A 14,228-nucleotide genomic window follows, 5' to 3' on the forward strand; every position below is an offset into this window, starting at 1 on the left:
CCCCGCATCCGCTTGCCCCGCGGCAGAGAGAGTAAGCCTGGTGGGAGCTCCCCTTCCCCACCCGCACGCCAGCGATTACGCAGAGTCCCTGTCCGCGAAGCGGGCAAGCGGAAGGAGCCCACTTTGTACGTTTACGGCTCAATCACACTACTACGGCTGCCACTTGCGTAGAAGGCACACGCCCGGATACCGGGGCACTCAGGAACAGCAGATCGTGAGCCGGTGTGTGCCTTGCGGAGCACTTCGCGCAGGGCTGACCGCGCTCCCATGGAGCTCCGCTCTCGCTTGCGCGACCGCCCCTATCGGAGGCCCGCGCCCCGGCCTACTTCGTGGCGATGACGTAGACGCTGCCCCACTGGCGCTTCGGGTTGGCGAGCGTGGCGTCGAAGTTCCACGGCTCCACGGTCCGGAAGCCGGCCTCGGTGAACAGGTGCGTCAGCTTGTCGTGGTCGTACGCCCAGAGGTGCGGCGTGTACGTGGGGTCGTCGTCCTGGTCGCGGAAGACGTAGTTGATCAGGTCGAGGAAGGTGTTGATGTCGTCGAGGCAGTCCCGCTTGGCGTACCAGCGCTCGACCATCTCCTCCGAGAGGATCGGGTTGTCCGGGTAATGGCGGAGGACGAACGCGGCGTCGGGCGCGCCGGTGACGAGCTGGCCGCCCGGTGCGAGGACGCGGTGGGCCTCGCGGGCGTAGTGCTTGGCGGAGCGGGGGTAGTCGATGTGCTCCAGGAAGTGCTCGGAGAACATGAACCGGACACTGTCGTCCCGCAGTGGGATGCCCTCGCGGACGTCCCAGAGGAGGTCGGCGGGCGGTACGGCGTCGATGTTGTAGAAGCCGTCGATGCGGTGGGCGCCGCCCCCGATCTGGACCTTCTCGGGGGCTGTGTCGACGCGCCCGTTCGGCCATGCCCGGCTGCTGGCGCGGTGGTAGCGGCTGATGTCGATCTCCTTGGCGGTGGCGCGCAGCGTGCGGGCGAGCCCGTGGCTGGTCGAGGGGTCCGCGAGGAGGGTGGCGATCTGCTCGGCGAGGAGGTCGAGCGAGGGCGCGGAGACGTGCGCGGTCATATGGGGCTCCCTGTGAGGTCAGCTGGCTGAGGGCTCGGGGACCGACCACTTGTTGTTGCGCATCAGCGTGTACTTGATGTCCACGAGGCGCGGTGCGATGGTCAGGTCCAGTTGCTCGACGGGATGGATTCGGCCGGCGTCGTCCTGCTCGGCCCGCCAGACGCGGTACTCGAGGTCGGGGTAGGCCGGGTTGATGCCGACCTCACCCTTGGGCATCGTGCCGTTGAAGGGCGCGAAGATGTCCATGTGGTTCCAGTAGTTCCACGCCTGGAGCGCCTTGTGCTGGTCGAAGTAGAAGTAGAAGTCGGGGTAGCGCCCGAAGGTCCGCAGCTCGCGATGGATCAGGTGCCCGAGCAGCGGTCCCAGGTGGGCGGCGAGACCGTCGAACTCCCAGCGGGTGTGGTGCCAGGCATCCGGCACCTGGCCGGGCGTGAACAGCCTGGCGGCGACGAGGTAGCTGATCCGGTCGCGGAGGTACGCCCGGGCGTGCGCGGCGTCCACGGTGTCGTCCACCTGCTCCAGGAGTGCCGCGAACGTCGACGGGGACGGCTGGAACTTCGCCAGGTCGAACTTGCCGGCCATGCCCAGAGTCGCGAAGAGCATCTCCTTGTAGAGCCAGTTGTTGAACTCGCCGCGGGCCGCAAGCCGCTGGGTCGGCTCGCTCGTGGAGTGCAGCATCAGGTACTCGGCCAGCGCCTCGAAGTACAGGTAGCCGAGGATCGGCAGGCGAGGGATCGTCTCGTCCAGCAGCTCCAGGAACACCGCTGGCGCGACGTCGGCGCCCTCGTAGACGATCGCCGCCGCGAGGGAGAGGAACGTCGTGGAGTTCTTGATGCGGCTGACGACCGTCTCGCGAAGCTCGTACCTCTCGGCGGTGGACAGCAGGTACTCGAGGTGGGTGTAGATGCTGAGGTGGATCGAGCCGAGGCGCAGGTAGTCCACTCCCGCGAGTCCGCGGTAGGCACGTCGGGGACGGGTGATCTCGAAGATCAGCGGGGTTGGCGTCCGCTCAGGAGCGCCCATCTTGGCCACGAAGGCGGGTGCTTCCTTGTTCAAGACGTACTGGGCGAGGTTGTGCGGGCGGAAGCCGGTGCCACTGGCGATCAGCGGAGCGCAGTAGATGCTGCCGACCAGGCAGCCGCCGGAGGGGTAGAGGAAGCCCTGCTGACTGATCTCCTCAAGCGCGTGAGTGACGTGCAGCAGGTACAGCGGGCCGCTGCCGGTCAGGGCCTCGAACAGGGCGTTGCCGCGCAGCAGGGCGCCGTTCGGGGTGTCCTCCGCGACGCGGGTCTCCCAGTCGGCGGACTGCTGGCCCAGTGGGTCGGTGTGATCGGGGGCGCTGTGGATCAGCGGGGAGTCGAAGAAGGCGTGGGCGTCGGCCCACAGGTGGTAGCCGTCGCGGACGTCCATCAGCTGACTAACCCCCACTGTCCAGCGCCTTGAACACGGCGTCGGCGCTGTCGAGGCCGGCGAGGTGGGCCGCCTCGGAGGCCACGACGAGTTCGAAGGCCGTGGCACGCAGCGCCTCGAAGGCTTCGAGGGCCTCGGCGCGTACGAACGAGCCGTCCGGCCACCACGACAGCTTCGGCAGCCGGTAGCGGTCGAGGGCGTCGGCGGCCTTGAGCAGGTCGGTGATCTGCTCGGCGCGCGTATGGTCGTTCCTGTCATCCGCCGTGAAGCCGGCGTACGGCACGTCGTGCAGGCGTACCGCGGTGGCCGCGGCGCCGATGCGCCGGGGTGTGGCGGCCAGGCGGAAGTGCGCCCACACGGCGTCGGCGTTGTACGTCAGCCACACGGCGGCCCGGTTCCCGTGGCCGCGGTCGTCCTTGTCGTGCAGACGGCGGCAGTCGTGGACCGCCGCTGCCACGATCAGCGTGGCCGTGTCGTCCTCGGAGAGGCCGGTGGCCTCGGCCAGGAGCGCGGCCAGCGTGGCGGTCCGCATGGCGTGACGGACGCCGTGCAGGGAGTCGGCGAGTCGCGGTTCGGCCATCCACAGGATGGGGATGGCCGACCGGTACAGAAGCCGCTGGGAGGCGGCTGGAAACTCGTACACCGGAACCTTCGGGAAGTCCGGCCGGTTCGCCTCGATCCACCGCACGGTGGCGTGATCTGTGAACTGGTGGTGCGGAAGCTGCTTACGTGCAGCCAGCTCGACCAGGCTGTCGGCCGGCGGGGTGGTGCTCATCGGGGCCTACCCCTCCTCGGTGGTCACGGCGGACGACGACGGTCAGGTCTGGGGTTCGACCTCCTCGAACGGCATCGTCGTCTTGCGGGCCTGTTCGGCGGCCTCGAACGCGGCGGTGAAGTCGGCAAGCTCCCGCTCGGTCATCAGCGTGACGTCCAGTTCCTTGGCCACGGCGAAGATGCGGTCGGTGGCCTCCTGCCGGGCGGCGTCACTCGGGTCGTCGTCGAGCAGGACCTCGAACTCGGCGTGGTGCCCCCACGCCTCACTCCACTTGACGGCGATCTCCACGCCACGGAGGCGGTAGTTGTGACGCCGGTTGAACGCCTCGTGCATGTGGGACTCGAAGCCCAGGGCATTGAAGACCCGCACGGCCGCGGGGACGTCCTCGCGGGCGATGGCGATCTCGGTCTCGGGGAAGGCGACGCCCTGACCGATCTTGCTGTGCTTGAGCGTGATCTTCGCCGACCCGGCGGCGGTGTTGTCGGTGACCTTCAGCAGCTTGTCCGGCAGGACGTAGAAGTAGATGTGCTTGTCGTCCCGGCCGAGGTCGCTGCCCTCCTGCTCCAGGCGCCCGACCAGCCGGTCGTGGGCCTCTTCGTCGAATCGGGCACGCATCTCGATCTCTACGGGCAACGGTCTGGTCCCTTCTTCAGGCATGGCTGATCCGGCCGGACCCGCGCAGGCGAGGCTGGCGTGTCCGGTAGGGGGCGATGTGTGGTTGTGGTGGGGGGGGAGGCGGCGGTGCGGCCAGCCGGGCTGTGCGCGCACCGCCGCCTCAGTGGTGCGCGTGGACGTCAGGCGAGCTCGCCGAACCGTTCACGCACGACGCCCTCGTGGAGGTGGTTCGGCAGCTGGACACCGCCCACGGACGTACGGGTGGTGGCCACCTGCTCCATCGTGTCGGCGGGGAAGCCCTCCAGGAGCCGAAGACACTGCTTCACCCACTCGCGGGACTTCTCCCAGTCACCCTCGTCCCGGTAGAGGGAGGCCAGCGCGTAGGCGCTCTCCGCCGCCGCCCATCGGTTGGTCGCCAGTTCCTGCTGGAAGATCGCCTCCAGCTCCAGGGCGGAGGCGGCGCGGGTCTGGTTGGTCATGGTGCCCTCTCTGGTAACGGTGGTGCCAGGTAGTGCTCAACGCGTCGAGGCGCGCGGGGTGACGTCGCCATGCTCAGTAGGTGAAGATCTCCGCGAGCGTGCGGTAGTCGTGCAGCTCGTCCTTGTCGAACCACAGCTCCACCTCCTGCTGGGCCTCCTCCGCGTTGCCGGAGGCGTGCACGAGGTTCGCCACCGCCTTGCCGGAGGCGACGCTGGCACCGCGGCTGTAGTGCGAGAAGTCGCCCCGGATCGTGCCGGCCGGAGCCTCGTTCGGATACGTGCTGCCCACGATCTTGCGTACGGTGGCGATAGCGTCGAAGCCTTCGAGCACCAGCGCGATAACCGGCCCCTGCTGCATGAACCGGGCGGTGAACTCGTACACCTCGGAGCCCAGCCGTTCTTCGAGGTCGAAGTAGTGGCGCCGGGTGAACTCGGCGTCCATCTGCTTCATCTTGACCCCGACGATCTTGAGCGCCGCGTCCTCGAACCGGGTGACGATCTTCCCGGCGAAGCCCCGCACGAGCGCGTCGGGCTTGAGGAGCACAAGCGTGCGCTCCACCTTCTGTTCCTGATCCTGCGCCATGGTTCCCTTTCATTTCTCACGCGGTGATGTGACGGACGTTCAGCGCGTCAGGGACCGAGGTTACCCGCGCCGGAATGGCCGATCGTTACTGGCAGTTGGGCTACGACCGGCGGTGTCTCCCACCTCTTCTCGCGCAGGAATTCGACAGTCGGAACAGAGTTCCCCACCAGCCAGCCGGGTGGGGGATTGCGTGCGGCTTCCGTCCGCGATCCGTCGGCCGCTCGCGTGACTTCGGTGTGCTCGCGGCGGGCGCCGAAGCCAGGGGCGGTCGCTCGGCGATCCGGTGCTGGCGCTCGGAGAATGTCCAGTGCAGTCGCTCCAGGTGGAACACGCAGCGACGGCACGCGCTGATCGGCACGTCGCGGCCACGCGCGCTGATCGAGCCGATGACCGCGACTTCGGTGTCCCGCCGGCCGCAACGGAAGCAGGCGCCACATGCCCACTCGAATCGGCCCCACAACTCGTATGGCTTCATGGGCTGTCTCCGCCGACTTCGGGGCTGGAGCCTCGACCTGTGGTCGGCGGCGGCCATTGGCGCTCCCTGGACGCCGCGGCGATCCACGCTTCCGGCTGTCCACACGTCGGCGCCACCACGGCCACGTCCTCTCCTTCCCTCGCTTCTCGTTCTGGGTGCCGGCCCGTGCCCGACGGGGGGCGAACACGGGCCGGCTGCCGCCCGGGGCTCGTCGTAACGTCCCGCCCCGGGCGGCAGCTCATGAGGTGGAGCCGAGGTGCGCGATCGCGCCAAGATCGCACGGGCATCCGGCCAATCCGCTGATCGGCACCTGAATCCCCGCCTACCATGCTCGGACGGCTGCACATTCACCGCTCGGGCAAGTAAGGGGCGGATCGCGCGGTCTGGGGAAGGCACACCTGAGAGTCAAGCGGTGATCGGCCCTCCGCGCCATGAAGTGACCGTGCAACGAGCGTGCAACTTCGCCACATTGACCATGCACCTTGCCGACCCGATCCGTGAGGGCCGCGATGGAAGTGATCGACGTATGGACCGGCCACCGCGCGTGCATGCTCCAGTCGGCTCTCCGCCTGACCCGAGAGGCGTTCGCTGACCGCCTGGGCATCTCGCTCCGGACGGTCGCCACGTGGCACTCCGACCCTGAGGTGATACCGCGCGCGGAGATGCAACAGCTCCTAGACGCCGTCTTCGAGAGCGCGCCCGCGACCGTCCGCCAGCGGTTCGCCCTGCTGATCGCGGGCTCTGGCGGCAAGGGCGGCGAAGCGCCGGGGACACAGGCACAGGTCCTGCGTGTCGCGATCGCGGTCGTTGTCCGCGAGGACGATGTCCTGCTGGTCTGCCGGCGTGACGACGACGCGTCGGGGATCACGTGGCAGTTCCCCGCCGGCGTCATCAAGCCGGGCGTCAGGCCGGAGATCGCGACGGTACGCGAGACGCTGGACGAGACCGGCGTGCACTGCGCTGTCCGGCGAGGTCTCGGGGAACGGATCCACCCCGTGACCGGCGTGCACTGCGTGTACTTCCTGTGCGAGTACCTGGCAGGGGACGCGACGAACAGCGACGTCGTGGAGAACCTCGACGTGGCCTGGGTACCGAAGAACGCGGTGGGCCGGTTCATCTCCCTCGACACCGTCCACCCACCGATCCTGGCAGCACTGGAGGAAGACGTATGACCGAACAGACGGCAGCGGAGCGACCGGGCATCGCGGCGGCGATCGTGGTCCAGGATGGTGGCGTGCTCATGGTCCGGCGCAGGATCGCGGAAGGACAGCTGTCCTGGCAGTTCCCCGCCGGCGAGATCGAGGCGGGCGAGAGCCCTGAAGAGGCCGCGGTTCGTGAGACCTCCGAAGAGGTCGGCCTGAAGGTGACCTCCCTCAAGGTCCTCGGCCAACGGGTACACCCCAAGACCGGCCGCAGCATGTCGTACGTCGCCTGCGCCGTGGAGTCCGGAACCCCGTACGTCGCGGACGACGACGAGCTCGCCGAGCTCGCCTGGGTCAGGCTGCCGGAGATTCCCGAGTACGTGCCGTACGGACTCTTCGAGCCGGTGCAGGAGTACCTCGACGCCACTCTGAGCCGGTGATGCCGCCGAGTAGCGGACGAGTGCTCGCGCCCTGACGGCGCCGCTCCGACCGCCGGTGCCGCGCACTACGGGTGGACGCCCTGTTCGCGGAGTGATGCCTTCCCTACGTCCCTGGTGCGGCATGGATCCTCCCCGTACTCGACTCGGTGGCTGAACGCGGTGCGCATGGGTGGATGGGCGGAGGTCGGGTCGCGGCTGCCAGGCAGCCGCGACCGGCGGCCGGTCACGAGCGCGACAGGTAGACGGGCTCGACCACTAACCAGCAGAGGACCAGCAGTACCGGTACGACCAGCACGGCGAACTGGAACCAGCCGAAGCCGTAGCGTTGGAACAGCCGGAACGGGTGGCGTAACGCCCAGCGCAGGCGGGGCAGCCGAGGGGACCGGCGGATCGTGTCTCTGGGCACCGTGTTCATCGGCACCTGCACTTCGATCCGAAGAGCACCAAGGCTCCGAAGGCCACGTTCAGGCCGATCGTGAGCAACAGGCCGGTCGTCGTCATCGCGGTCCCCCGATGGTCATGGTCCGTCCGGACCGGGAACCGCCTCCGGTCGTCCGGCGCGGGTCCCAGGGAGCTCCCGGGGTCGAGATGAACGCACCGGTCCTGTCCAGCCAGGCCGCGAGGCGATTCCCGGTCCTCCTGGTGAAACCAGAGCGTCACCATCGACGGCGCCACGATGCCCTTGGCCCGCCCCTCCTCAACCGCGGCGAGCGCCTTCGGCCACTCCGGGCGGTCGGCCCGGCTGGAGAGCACCGCCGCGTGGTCCACGAACGTCCCCACCGGAACCCAGCCGCGCTCGTCCACGTACCGGAGCACGTCGCGCAGCGCCCGGCCGGGCTCCCTTGGCACCCTGGCCGCCAGAGGGAGGCAGGCATAGACCACGACCGGAGTGCCGGCGGGAACGCGATGCGCCGCGGCCTGGACCACACCGCTCACAGTCGCCGCCTCCCGTCGTCGTTCGAAGGCAGCGGTGCGACCGGGATCACGCACCAGGCCACCGTTCCGTCGGCCGTGAAGCCCCATCTGCCTCCGAGTTCGTGCACGAGTTCGTCCACCAGCCACAGACCCCGCCCCTGCTCCGCGTCCATCGAGGCCCGCTGAGGCCGGGGCACCTCGGACGGCGTCCGGTCGTTGACCTCCAGGTGGACGTTCCCTCCGTCGCGTCTCATGCGAAGACCGATGGTGTCGCCGCGCCCGTGGACGACCGCGTTGCCGACCAGCTCCGAGAGCACAAGTTCGACGGAATCGACCCGGGACCTGGCCACATGGCACACGTTCCGCAGCCACGAGGTTCCGATCCGCCGGGCCTGGGGAACGCGCGACTCCTCGCGCGTGAAGGCGACATCAATGGGCGACGGCGCTATGCGTGCCATACCCACGTTGGCGTCGAGGGAGCCCACAGGGCTCGGGGGAACGATCGAGGTGGGAACCGAGGACACCATCGCCCAGCCCTTCCGGATGTCGGAACTCGGGGGCGCGAAGCGCGGCCGCCAGGCGAGTAACCCGGGCGGCCTCGACGTACTGGGTGGGTCGCCGACTCCTACTTCTGGGGTGCCGGCTGCCAGACAGTTCACGGCCAGGCCCTTCGTCTCGAGGTCGTGCGTTCGCGGTCACCGAACGATGACCGTGAGTTGGTGGACTCTTCTACGGCCCTGGCCTGGTCGTTCTGGACTTGGGCGACCCCTGTCGTGGTCTTTTGGGACATCAGCGCGTCCTGTGGAGCCGCATGGTGGGTAGGGGACCGACAATCGCCGCAAGCGGGCTCAGGGCCCGACGGCGTCCAGGCCAAAGGGGGCACGGTGGGCGACAGGCAGCTGACGGTGTTCGGCATGTTGGTGCGGGAGCGCGGTTGGGGCTACGCGCGGTTCAGCCGGGAGTTCAGGCGGCTCTGCGCCGAGCTGCGCTTAGACGACGTGTCCCCGCAGCGAAAGCAGTTCGACCGGTGGCGCCTGGGCCAGATCAAGGGCGTGCCACGCGCTGAGGCGTGCGAGGTTCTCGAGCGGATGTTCCCGGGCTGGACAGCCGAGAGGCTGCTCGCCCTGGCGGACCCCTCGCCGCTTCCCGTGACCGCCGACGCCGCACCGGCACGCACTAAGCGAGAACCCGAGCAGGCGCCCGAAGGGGTGGCCAACGTGCTCTTGGAGGAGGACGAGATGAAGCGGCGAACCTTGATCCGCGGCCTTGTCATCGGAACGAGCCTGGGTGTCACCGAGGCCACACTGGAGGTCATGGCCGCCGCGCGGCAGCGCATGGACCTGACTCTGGAGGCGTCGGCCATCGGGCCCGCGACCCTGGAGCGCTGGGAGACCACCGCCTTCGAGTACGCGCACGCCTACCAGACCGTCCCACCGCAGCGGCTCCTCGCCGACGTCCTCGCCGACTTCACCGAAGTGCAGGGACTGCTGGAGCAGCGACAGCCGATCCGCTACCGCCGTCGCCTATGCCGGGTCGCCGCCCAACTCGCGGCCCTGGCCGGCATCTTCGCCTCAGCGCTCGGCGCGCACCGCGAGGCCCGCGGCTGGTTTCACACAGGACGTCTCGCCGCCTCGGAGGCTGGCGACAACCAGCTCGAAGGCGCGCTCACCGTACGCTCGGCCATCGTCTCCCTCTACTACGGGACTCCAGCCTCCGCCCACGAGCAGGCCGCCCGAGCGCGCCACATCCTGGGCGACACCGTGGGCCCCGCCACCACCCGGGGCCTGCTCGTCGAGGCTCGCGCGCTCGCCCGCCTCGGGCGAGGAGACGAGGCCCTGCCGCTGCTGCGCCAGGCCGAGGACGCGTTCGGCCGACTCACCGTCGAGGACCGCGACGACCCTTCCTTCGGCCACACCGAGCGGCAGTTCCTCTGGCACCTCGGTAACGCGTGGACGCACCTGGGACGCTCGGAGGACGCCTGGCAGGTCCAGCGGCGGGCGCTCGACCTGTATCCGCCCACCGAATACCTCGACCCGACCCTGATCCGCCTGGACCGCGCGGTGTGCCTCGCGCGGGACGGCGAACCGGAGGAGGCGTACCGCACCGCCGCACAGGCCCTGACGTCGCTGCCGGACGAACATCGCACCGGCATGGTCATGAAGTACGCCACCGACTTCAGCCGTACCGCCGGGCATCCCCAGCTCCCCGTCGGCAGGGAGTTCGCCGAGCTGCTGCGGGCCTGAGCGGAGCTACCGACCGGCCACGGGATTGACCAGGGAACCGATGCCGGAGATGTACACCGCCACCTCGTCACCCGGAACGACGGGGCCCACCCCTGCGGGTGTGCCGGTCAGGAGCACGTCCCCCGGCTCCAGGGTGACCGCCGCCGTGATGTACGCCAGCAGGGAGGCGACCGGATGCAGCATCGTGTCCGTCCCGGCCGACTGCCGCTCGGTGCCGTTGACCTCGCAGCGTACGTCGAGCTTCGTCGGGTCGAGGTTGGTGGTGATCCACGGGCCGAGCGGGCAGAAGGTGTCGAACGCCTTTGCCCAGGACGGCTGTCCGTCCTCCCGCTGGATGTCGCGGGCGGTCACGTCGTTGGCGCATGTGTAGCCGAAGACGTACTCCAGTGCCTGCTCGGCGGTGATCCCGCGAGCCGTACGGCCAATGACCACGGCGAGCTCGGCCTCGTAGTGCACCTCGCGTGACTGGGCCGGGTAGCGGATCGCCTCTCCAGGGCCGACCACGGCGGACGGTGGCTTGAAGAAGAGCCGGGGCGCGGTCGGCGTGTCGAGGCTCAACTCGGCGATGTGGTCGGCGTAGTTCCGGCCGACCGCGACGATCTTCCCGGGCGTGACCGGGGCCAGCAGTCGCACGTCATCGAGCGGGAGACGGCGGCCCGTGGGCTCCGCCGCGCTTCTCAGCGGATCGGCAGCCAGCACTTCCAGGACATCATCGCCGTCGGTGGTTATGAGGCGCCCGTGAAGGACCTCACCCTGCCACTCGAACCTTGCCAGCCGCTGCGATTCATCAGTCAGCCTCATGCCTGAACCGTACCTTCGCCCCGGACGGCTCTGGGGGTTCCTTGTCACGCAATGGACGCGATCACGGCACCCCTCCCTCGCCGTCTGGTCAGATCCAGCCATGCGTAGGGTCAGCAGCGTGGATCACCGCATAGAGAAGACCGTGGAGAAGCTACCCAAGGCCAAGAACGTCAACGCCGTGTGGGCGGAGCTGGACCGCCGCATGGCCGACGGAGATGTCTCGTTCCTCGGAGACCTGGGGGTGGAGCTGCTCCGGCGGTCGGTTCCCGGTTCGGCTCGGGTGTGGCAGTACGAGAGCGTCCTGGACCGGGCGATTCGGCTGTTGGCCCTGGCTCCGGGAGGAAGTGGGGTCGAGCAGCTCCTGCGTCTGGTCGCTGGCGAGGACCGGTCGGCGCGGAAGCGGGCGCGCTATGTGGCGTCCCTGATCGCGTCGGCACAGGACGCCGACGCTCTTCGTCCGCTCTTCCGTGGTGCGCGCTCGGGGGCTGGAGCCTCTAACGAACTGCGGGCCTGCACGGTTCACGAGCTGGTGGTGAGAGGGATCGGCCTCACCGATCTGCCGGAAGCGCTGAACTGGGCTTCCGGCCCTGGTATCGGTCGGCATCCGCTTGCCTGGCTGCCGTTGCGGCGCTCCGAGCCGGAGTCCGGTGCCGACCTGCCCAGCTACTCGGTTCAGGGAAGCACGTCCTCGCTCCCCTTCGGCCCCATCAACGAGGTCGTCCGGCCCCTCCCACTGCGTTCTGGGCAGTTCGCGGCGCTCGCGTCGGAAGCGGCCGATCTGAGCTCAGTACCCGCCGCTGTGGCCAACTGGGCGGACGAGTCCAACGGCCGGATCGAGGCCCGCGCATTCGACCTGGAACATCCCCTGGACGAGCCGGACATACCGCAGGCCCTGCTCGGTCTCGGCCTCGACTGCCTCGCCGGCCACAGCCGCCGTACGGACTTCTCGGTGGCCCGGTCCGCCGCGGGGGCCGCATGGAGCGTCCTCTTCGCGGCGGCCTCATCGGGCGGGGCGTACAACCACGGTCTGTACGGCGCTTACGGACGGCTCGCCGCCTGGCGCTCCCTTGGCGGGCTCGCTGGGGCGGGGGTAGACACGACCGCCTCGGAGGTCGAGGAGCGCGCTGCTACATGCGGCTGGTACCGCTTCGGCGCTGCGACTCCCTGGTACCACAATGTCGCCTGGGACATCGGGCTGGCCACCCTGGACCAGGAGCGGACCCGGGTCACGGTTCTGGCCGCTACGGACACCGACTGATGCCGTTGTCCGTCGTTGGCGTGAGCCGGAAGGGCATCCCGGGGCTCGTCGGCTCCCAACCCCGGAGACGTGCTCGCCGGATGCTGTCAGCGACCTCGGCAGGCAGGACGGGGGCCGATTCGGCTCCCACCCAGTTGCCGGTGTGAGCGCGGCTCGTCTCGACCATGAGCACCGCGCCTGGATGCTCGGCGTGCTCGACGGCGTACGTCATGCGTGACCAGGCCATTCCCTGGCAGTACGGGGGACGACCGCGCAAGAACCAGCGGTACGAAGTCCCGTCCACAGAGATGATGCGTGAACGCCTTTTCGGTAGAGCCATGTCCCCCCTCCTCGTCCGCTCGACGCTATCGAGCGAACGCGGTGTCCGCCCATGGGTTTAGGCTCCGCCGGTGACGACGCCGAATCGCTTCCAGATGACCTTCGACGGGCGTTCGTATGCCCTCACTGTGGACGGTAGGGACGTGAGCGAGCACGTCACTGCCGTGGACTTGCACGCTGATGCTCACGATGTGCCACGCGTGGTGCTGCATCTTGGCCCGACCGGGACATGGCCCGCCGAACTTGATCTCCTCGCTCGCGTTGAGGTCGGCGCGCCCCCGGACCCCGGCCCGGCCGCCGCCGCGTTCCTGGAGGCGCTGGACCCGTTGGAGGTGGAGCGCGCGGCCCTGGCACGGATGGACCTGGAGAACGTGCCGGGCGGCGGCACGGCGGCGGTGTTGCGGCAGTTGTCGGAGTGGGCCCGTGGCACTTGATCTGTCGGGAGTGCGGCGGGTTGTGGAGGGACTGCTCGACGATGAGGTCCGGCTGTGGCGGGATTCGGACGGCGCCTCGGGTGACGAACTGGACGAGCAGACCGGAGAGCTGAGGCCGGGCAGCGGGGCAGCGGCTCTGCTGTGGGAAGGGCCTGGGGCGATCGTGCGTCCGGGGCAGCTTTCGTCCATTCCCTCTCTGGATGGGGTGGTCGCCCCGTATCCGGCCCAGACCGCGTACCAGGCGCTGCTGCCCCTTGCCGCGCCGCTGGTGATGGCCGATGACGTGCTGAGCGTTTCCCGTTCCGCGCGTGACGAGCAGCTGGTCGGCCGTCGCTTCCGGGTGGTGGAAGTCGCTGTCGGTACGTACTCGGTGGTGCGCGTGGTGCGCTTGGAGGTGATCAGTTGATGGCGGTGAACCCGCACCCCAACGCCCATCCCAACGCGGCGGCGTTCCGCGACCCGATTGAACTGGCGGCGACGCTGTCGGGGATGGGGCCGGCCGTACGGGCCCGGACGCGGGCGATCACCCGGCACCACGCGATGCTGTTGCGGGTGCGGATCCAGAAGAACGCCTCCGGGAGGCCGGGGCCGAACGTGATCACTGGCCAGTACCGGGCTTCCTGGGACGTGAAGGTGACCGTTGCCGGTGGCCGTGCGAACGCCGTGGTGTTCACGGACGCGCCGCAGTCGCGGCGGCTGGAGTACGGGTTCGTCGGCGTTGACAGGTTGGGGCGCCAGTACCGGCAGCCGCCCTACCCGCACATCGAGCCCGCGTTCCGGCAGACCGAGCCCGGGTTTCTGGAGGCACTGCGCACGGGGGTGCTGCCGCGGTGAGCCCGCCTCGGTTGCCGCTGACGCGGGCGCTTGTCGACGTGCTCGCCGTCGGCACGGGTCGGCCGTGTGGGCTTGGCGTGCTGCCGCGAACGGCGGACGGGCAGGCTGCGGCCTTCCCCTATCTGATCCTCGACAGCCTGCCCGGTGAGTTCTCCGGTCCGTCGTTCGGCGACTGGCAGGCCGACGCGGCATGGACGTACCAGGCGACGAGCGTCGGCGAGCGGGCCGATCAGGTGCAGTGGCTCGGTGACCGGGTGCGAGTGGTGGTCGCGGACCGGCTGAGGAATCTCGACGTTCCCGGGATGCGCGTGATCGACCGGGAGTTGACCTACGACGCCGACGGAGAACCGGTTGACGGTTCGCAGGGCAGTATCGTTACCTACGTGCAGCGGTTCACGATCACTGTGACGCCTGCCTGATCCTCTTCTCACCGCGGAGCCACG

The 14,228-nt window shown here is 69.2% G+C and carries 18 protein-coding genes; 8 read left to right on the forward strand and 10 right to left on the reverse strand.

Annotation, left to right across the window (positions count from 1 at the left end):
• Positions 1-322 precede the first annotated feature (322 nt).
• The 6 genes from DDQ41_RS12330 to DDQ41_RS12355 form a co-directional block, all read right to left on the reverse strand.
• Positions 323-1,063 (reverse strand): class I SAM-dependent methyltransferase, encoded by a 741-nt coding sequence (locus DDQ41_RS12330; RefSeq protein ID WP_109294545.1) that lies wholly within the window; start codon positions 1,061-1,063, stop codon positions 323-325.
• 18 nt (positions 1,064-1,081) lie between these two features.
• Entirely contained in the window at positions 1,082-2,473 is a 1,392-nt protein-coding gene (locus DDQ41_RS12335; protein ID WP_109294546.1) for a hypothetical protein, read from the reverse strand.
• 7 nt (positions 2,474-2,480) lie between these two features.
• Complete coding sequence (locus tag DDQ41_RS12340) at positions 2,481-3,248, reverse strand: hypothetical protein (RefSeq protein WP_109294547.1); 768 nt, start codon at positions 3,246-3,248, stop codon at positions 2,481-2,483.
• 42 nt (positions 3,249-3,290) lie between these two features.
• Positions 3,291-3,881, reverse strand: coding sequence for a CYTH domain-containing protein (locus tag DDQ41_RS12345; protein ID WP_109294548.1), 591 nt, complete (start codon positions 3,879-3,881; stop codon positions 3,291-3,293).
• A 161-nt stretch (positions 3,882-4,042) separates the two neighbouring features.
• The gene (locus tag DDQ41_RS12350; RefSeq protein ID WP_109294549.1) at positions 4,043-4,342 is read right to left on the reverse strand and encodes a hypothetical protein; all 300 of its coding nucleotides are present in this window, start codon (positions 4,340-4,342) and stop codon (positions 4,043-4,045) included.
• A gap of 73 nt (positions 4,343-4,415) precedes the next feature.
• Positions 4,416-4,925, reverse strand: coding sequence for a nucleoside-diphosphate kinase (locus DDQ41_RS12355; RefSeq protein WP_109294550.1), 510 nt, complete (start codon positions 4,923-4,925; stop codon positions 4,416-4,418).
• Between the two features lie 984 nt (positions 4,926-5,909).
• Between DDQ41_RS12355 and DDQ41_RS12360 the strand changes: the two genes are divergently transcribed.
• Entirely contained in the window at positions 5,910-6,572 is a 663-nt protein-coding gene (locus DDQ41_RS12360; RefSeq protein ID WP_109294551.1) for an NUDIX hydrolase, read from the forward strand.
• Positions 6,569-6,982 (forward strand): NUDIX hydrolase, encoded by a 414-nt coding sequence (locus tag DDQ41_RS12365; RefSeq protein WP_109294552.1) that lies wholly within the window; start codon positions 6,569-6,571, stop codon positions 6,980-6,982. The genes DDQ41_RS12360 and DDQ41_RS12365 overlap by 4 nt, the downstream gene beginning before the upstream one ends.
• A 223-nt stretch (positions 6,983-7,205) precedes the next feature.
• On the opposite strand, the gene DDQ41_RS12370 is transcribed toward DDQ41_RS12365, so the two are convergent.
• From DDQ41_RS12370 to DDQ41_RS12380, 3 genes are read right to left on the reverse strand one after another with little or no spacing between them, the layout of a single operon-like run.
• The gene (locus DDQ41_RS12370; protein ID WP_162602659.1) at positions 7,206-7,388 is read right to left on the reverse strand and encodes a hypothetical protein; all 183 of its coding nucleotides are present in this window, start codon (positions 7,386-7,388) and stop codon (positions 7,206-7,208) included.
• A 5-nt stretch (positions 7,389-7,393) separates the two neighbouring features.
• A complete protein-coding gene (locus tag DDQ41_RS12375; RefSeq protein ID WP_109294554.1) occupies positions 7,394-7,918 on the reverse strand; it encodes a recombinase family protein in 525 nt (174 codons plus the stop codon).
• Positions 7,915-8,424, reverse strand: coding sequence for an ATP-binding protein (locus tag DDQ41_RS12380; RefSeq protein WP_109294555.1), 510 nt, complete (start codon positions 8,422-8,424; stop codon positions 7,915-7,917). Before DDQ41_RS12380 ends, DDQ41_RS12375 begins: the two co-directional genes overlap by 4 nt.
• 357 nt (positions 8,425-8,781) lie before the next feature.
• On the opposite strand from DDQ41_RS12380, the gene DDQ41_RS12385 reads away from it, so the two are divergent.
• Entirely contained in the window at positions 8,782-10,140 is a 1,359-nt protein-coding gene (locus DDQ41_RS12385; RefSeq protein WP_109294556.1) for a tetratricopeptide repeat protein, read from the forward strand.
• A gap of 6 nt (positions 10,141-10,146) precedes the next feature.
• On the opposite strand, the gene DDQ41_RS12390 is transcribed toward DDQ41_RS12385, so the two are convergent.
• On the reverse strand, positions 10,147-10,941 hold the full coding sequence (locus tag DDQ41_RS12390) for a fumarylacetoacetate hydrolase family protein (RefSeq protein WP_109294557.1): 795 nt from the start codon (positions 10,939-10,941) through the stop codon (positions 10,147-10,149).
• Between the two features lie 118 nt (positions 10,942-11,059).
• On the opposite strand from DDQ41_RS12390, the gene DDQ41_RS12395 reads away from it, so the two are divergent.
• The 5 genes from DDQ41_RS12395 to DDQ41_RS12420 all read left to right on the forward strand — a co-directional run bounded on the left by DDQ41_RS12395 (position 11,060) and on the right by DDQ41_RS12420 (position 14,204).
• Positions 11,060-12,199: a DUF6183 family protein gene (locus tag DDQ41_RS12395; RefSeq protein WP_109297696.1), complete on the forward strand. Its 1,140-nt coding sequence runs from the start codon at positions 11,060-11,062 to the stop codon at positions 12,197-12,199.
• A 389-nt stretch (positions 12,200-12,588) separates the two neighbouring features.
• Positions 12,589-12,951: a hypothetical protein gene (locus DDQ41_RS12405; RefSeq protein WP_109294559.1), complete on the forward strand. Its 363-nt coding sequence runs from the start codon at positions 12,589-12,591 to the stop codon at positions 12,949-12,951.
• Positions 12,941-13,357, forward strand: a complete 417-nt coding sequence (locus DDQ41_RS12410) for a DUF6093 family protein (protein WP_162602660.1) — start codon at positions 12,941-12,943, stop codon at positions 13,355-13,357. The genes DDQ41_RS12405 and DDQ41_RS12410 overlap by 11 nt, the downstream gene beginning before the upstream one ends.
• Positions 13,357-13,785 carry an HK97 gp10 family phage protein gene (locus DDQ41_RS12415; RefSeq protein WP_109294561.1) on the forward strand — a complete coding sequence of 143 codons (429 nt, stop codon included), beginning with the start codon at positions 13,357-13,359 and terminating at the stop codon, positions 13,783-13,785. Before DDQ41_RS12410 ends, DDQ41_RS12415 begins: the two co-directional genes overlap by 1 nt.
• Entirely contained in the window at positions 13,782-14,204 is a 423-nt protein-coding gene (locus DDQ41_RS12420) for a hypothetical protein (RefSeq protein WP_109294562.1), read from the forward strand. Before DDQ41_RS12415 ends, DDQ41_RS12420 begins: the two co-directional genes overlap by 4 nt.
• Positions 14,205-14,228: the final 24 nt, after the last annotated feature.

This window comes from Streptomyces spongiicola, from assembly GCF_003122365.1.
Taxonomy (GTDB): domain Bacteria; phylum Actinomycetota; class Actinomycetes; order Streptomycetales; family Streptomycetaceae; genus Streptomyces; species Streptomyces spongiicola.

Excerpts from the sequence above, each read along its gene's own strand:
- DDQ41_RS12365 (WP_109294552.1), top strand. The coding sequence starts at position 6,569 with ATGACCGAACAGACGGCAGCGGAGCGACCGGGCATCGCGGCGGCGATC.
- DDQ41_RS12415 (WP_109294561.1), top strand. The coding sequence starts at position 13,357 with ATGGCGGTGAACCCGCACCCCAACGCCCATCCCAACGCGGCGGCGTTC.
- DDQ41_RS12355 (WP_109294550.1), bottom strand. The coding sequence starts at position 4,925 with ATGGCGCAGGATCAGGAACAGAAGGTGGAGCGCACGCTTGTGCTCCTC.
- DDQ41_RS12380 (WP_109294555.1), bottom strand. The coding sequence starts at position 8,424 with ATGGTGTCCTCGGTTCCCACCTCGATCGTTCCCCCGAGCCCTGTGGGC.
- DDQ41_RS12335 (WP_109294546.1), bottom strand. The coding sequence starts at position 2,473 with ATGGACGTCCGCGACGGCTACCACCTGTGGGCCGACGCCCACGCCTTC.
- DDQ41_RS12330 (WP_109294545.1), bottom strand. The coding sequence starts at position 1,063 with ATGACCGCGCACGTCTCCGCGCCCTCGCTCGACCTCCTCGCCGAGCAG.
- DDQ41_RS12350 (WP_109294549.1), bottom strand. The coding sequence starts at position 4,342 with ATGACCAACCAGACCCGCGCCGCCTCCGCCCTGGAGCTGGAGGCGATC.
- DDQ41_RS12360 (WP_109294551.1), top strand. The coding sequence starts at position 5,910 with ATGGAAGTGATCGACGTATGGACCGGCCACCGCGCGTGCATGCTCCAG.
- DDQ41_RS12390 (WP_109294557.1), bottom strand. The coding sequence starts at position 10,941 with ATGAGGCTGACTGATGAATCGCAGCGGCTGGCAAGGTTCGAGTGGCAG.
- DDQ41_RS12340 (WP_109294547.1), bottom strand. The coding sequence starts at position 3,248 with ATGAGCACCACCCCGCCGGCCGACAGCCTGGTCGAGCTGGCTGCACGT.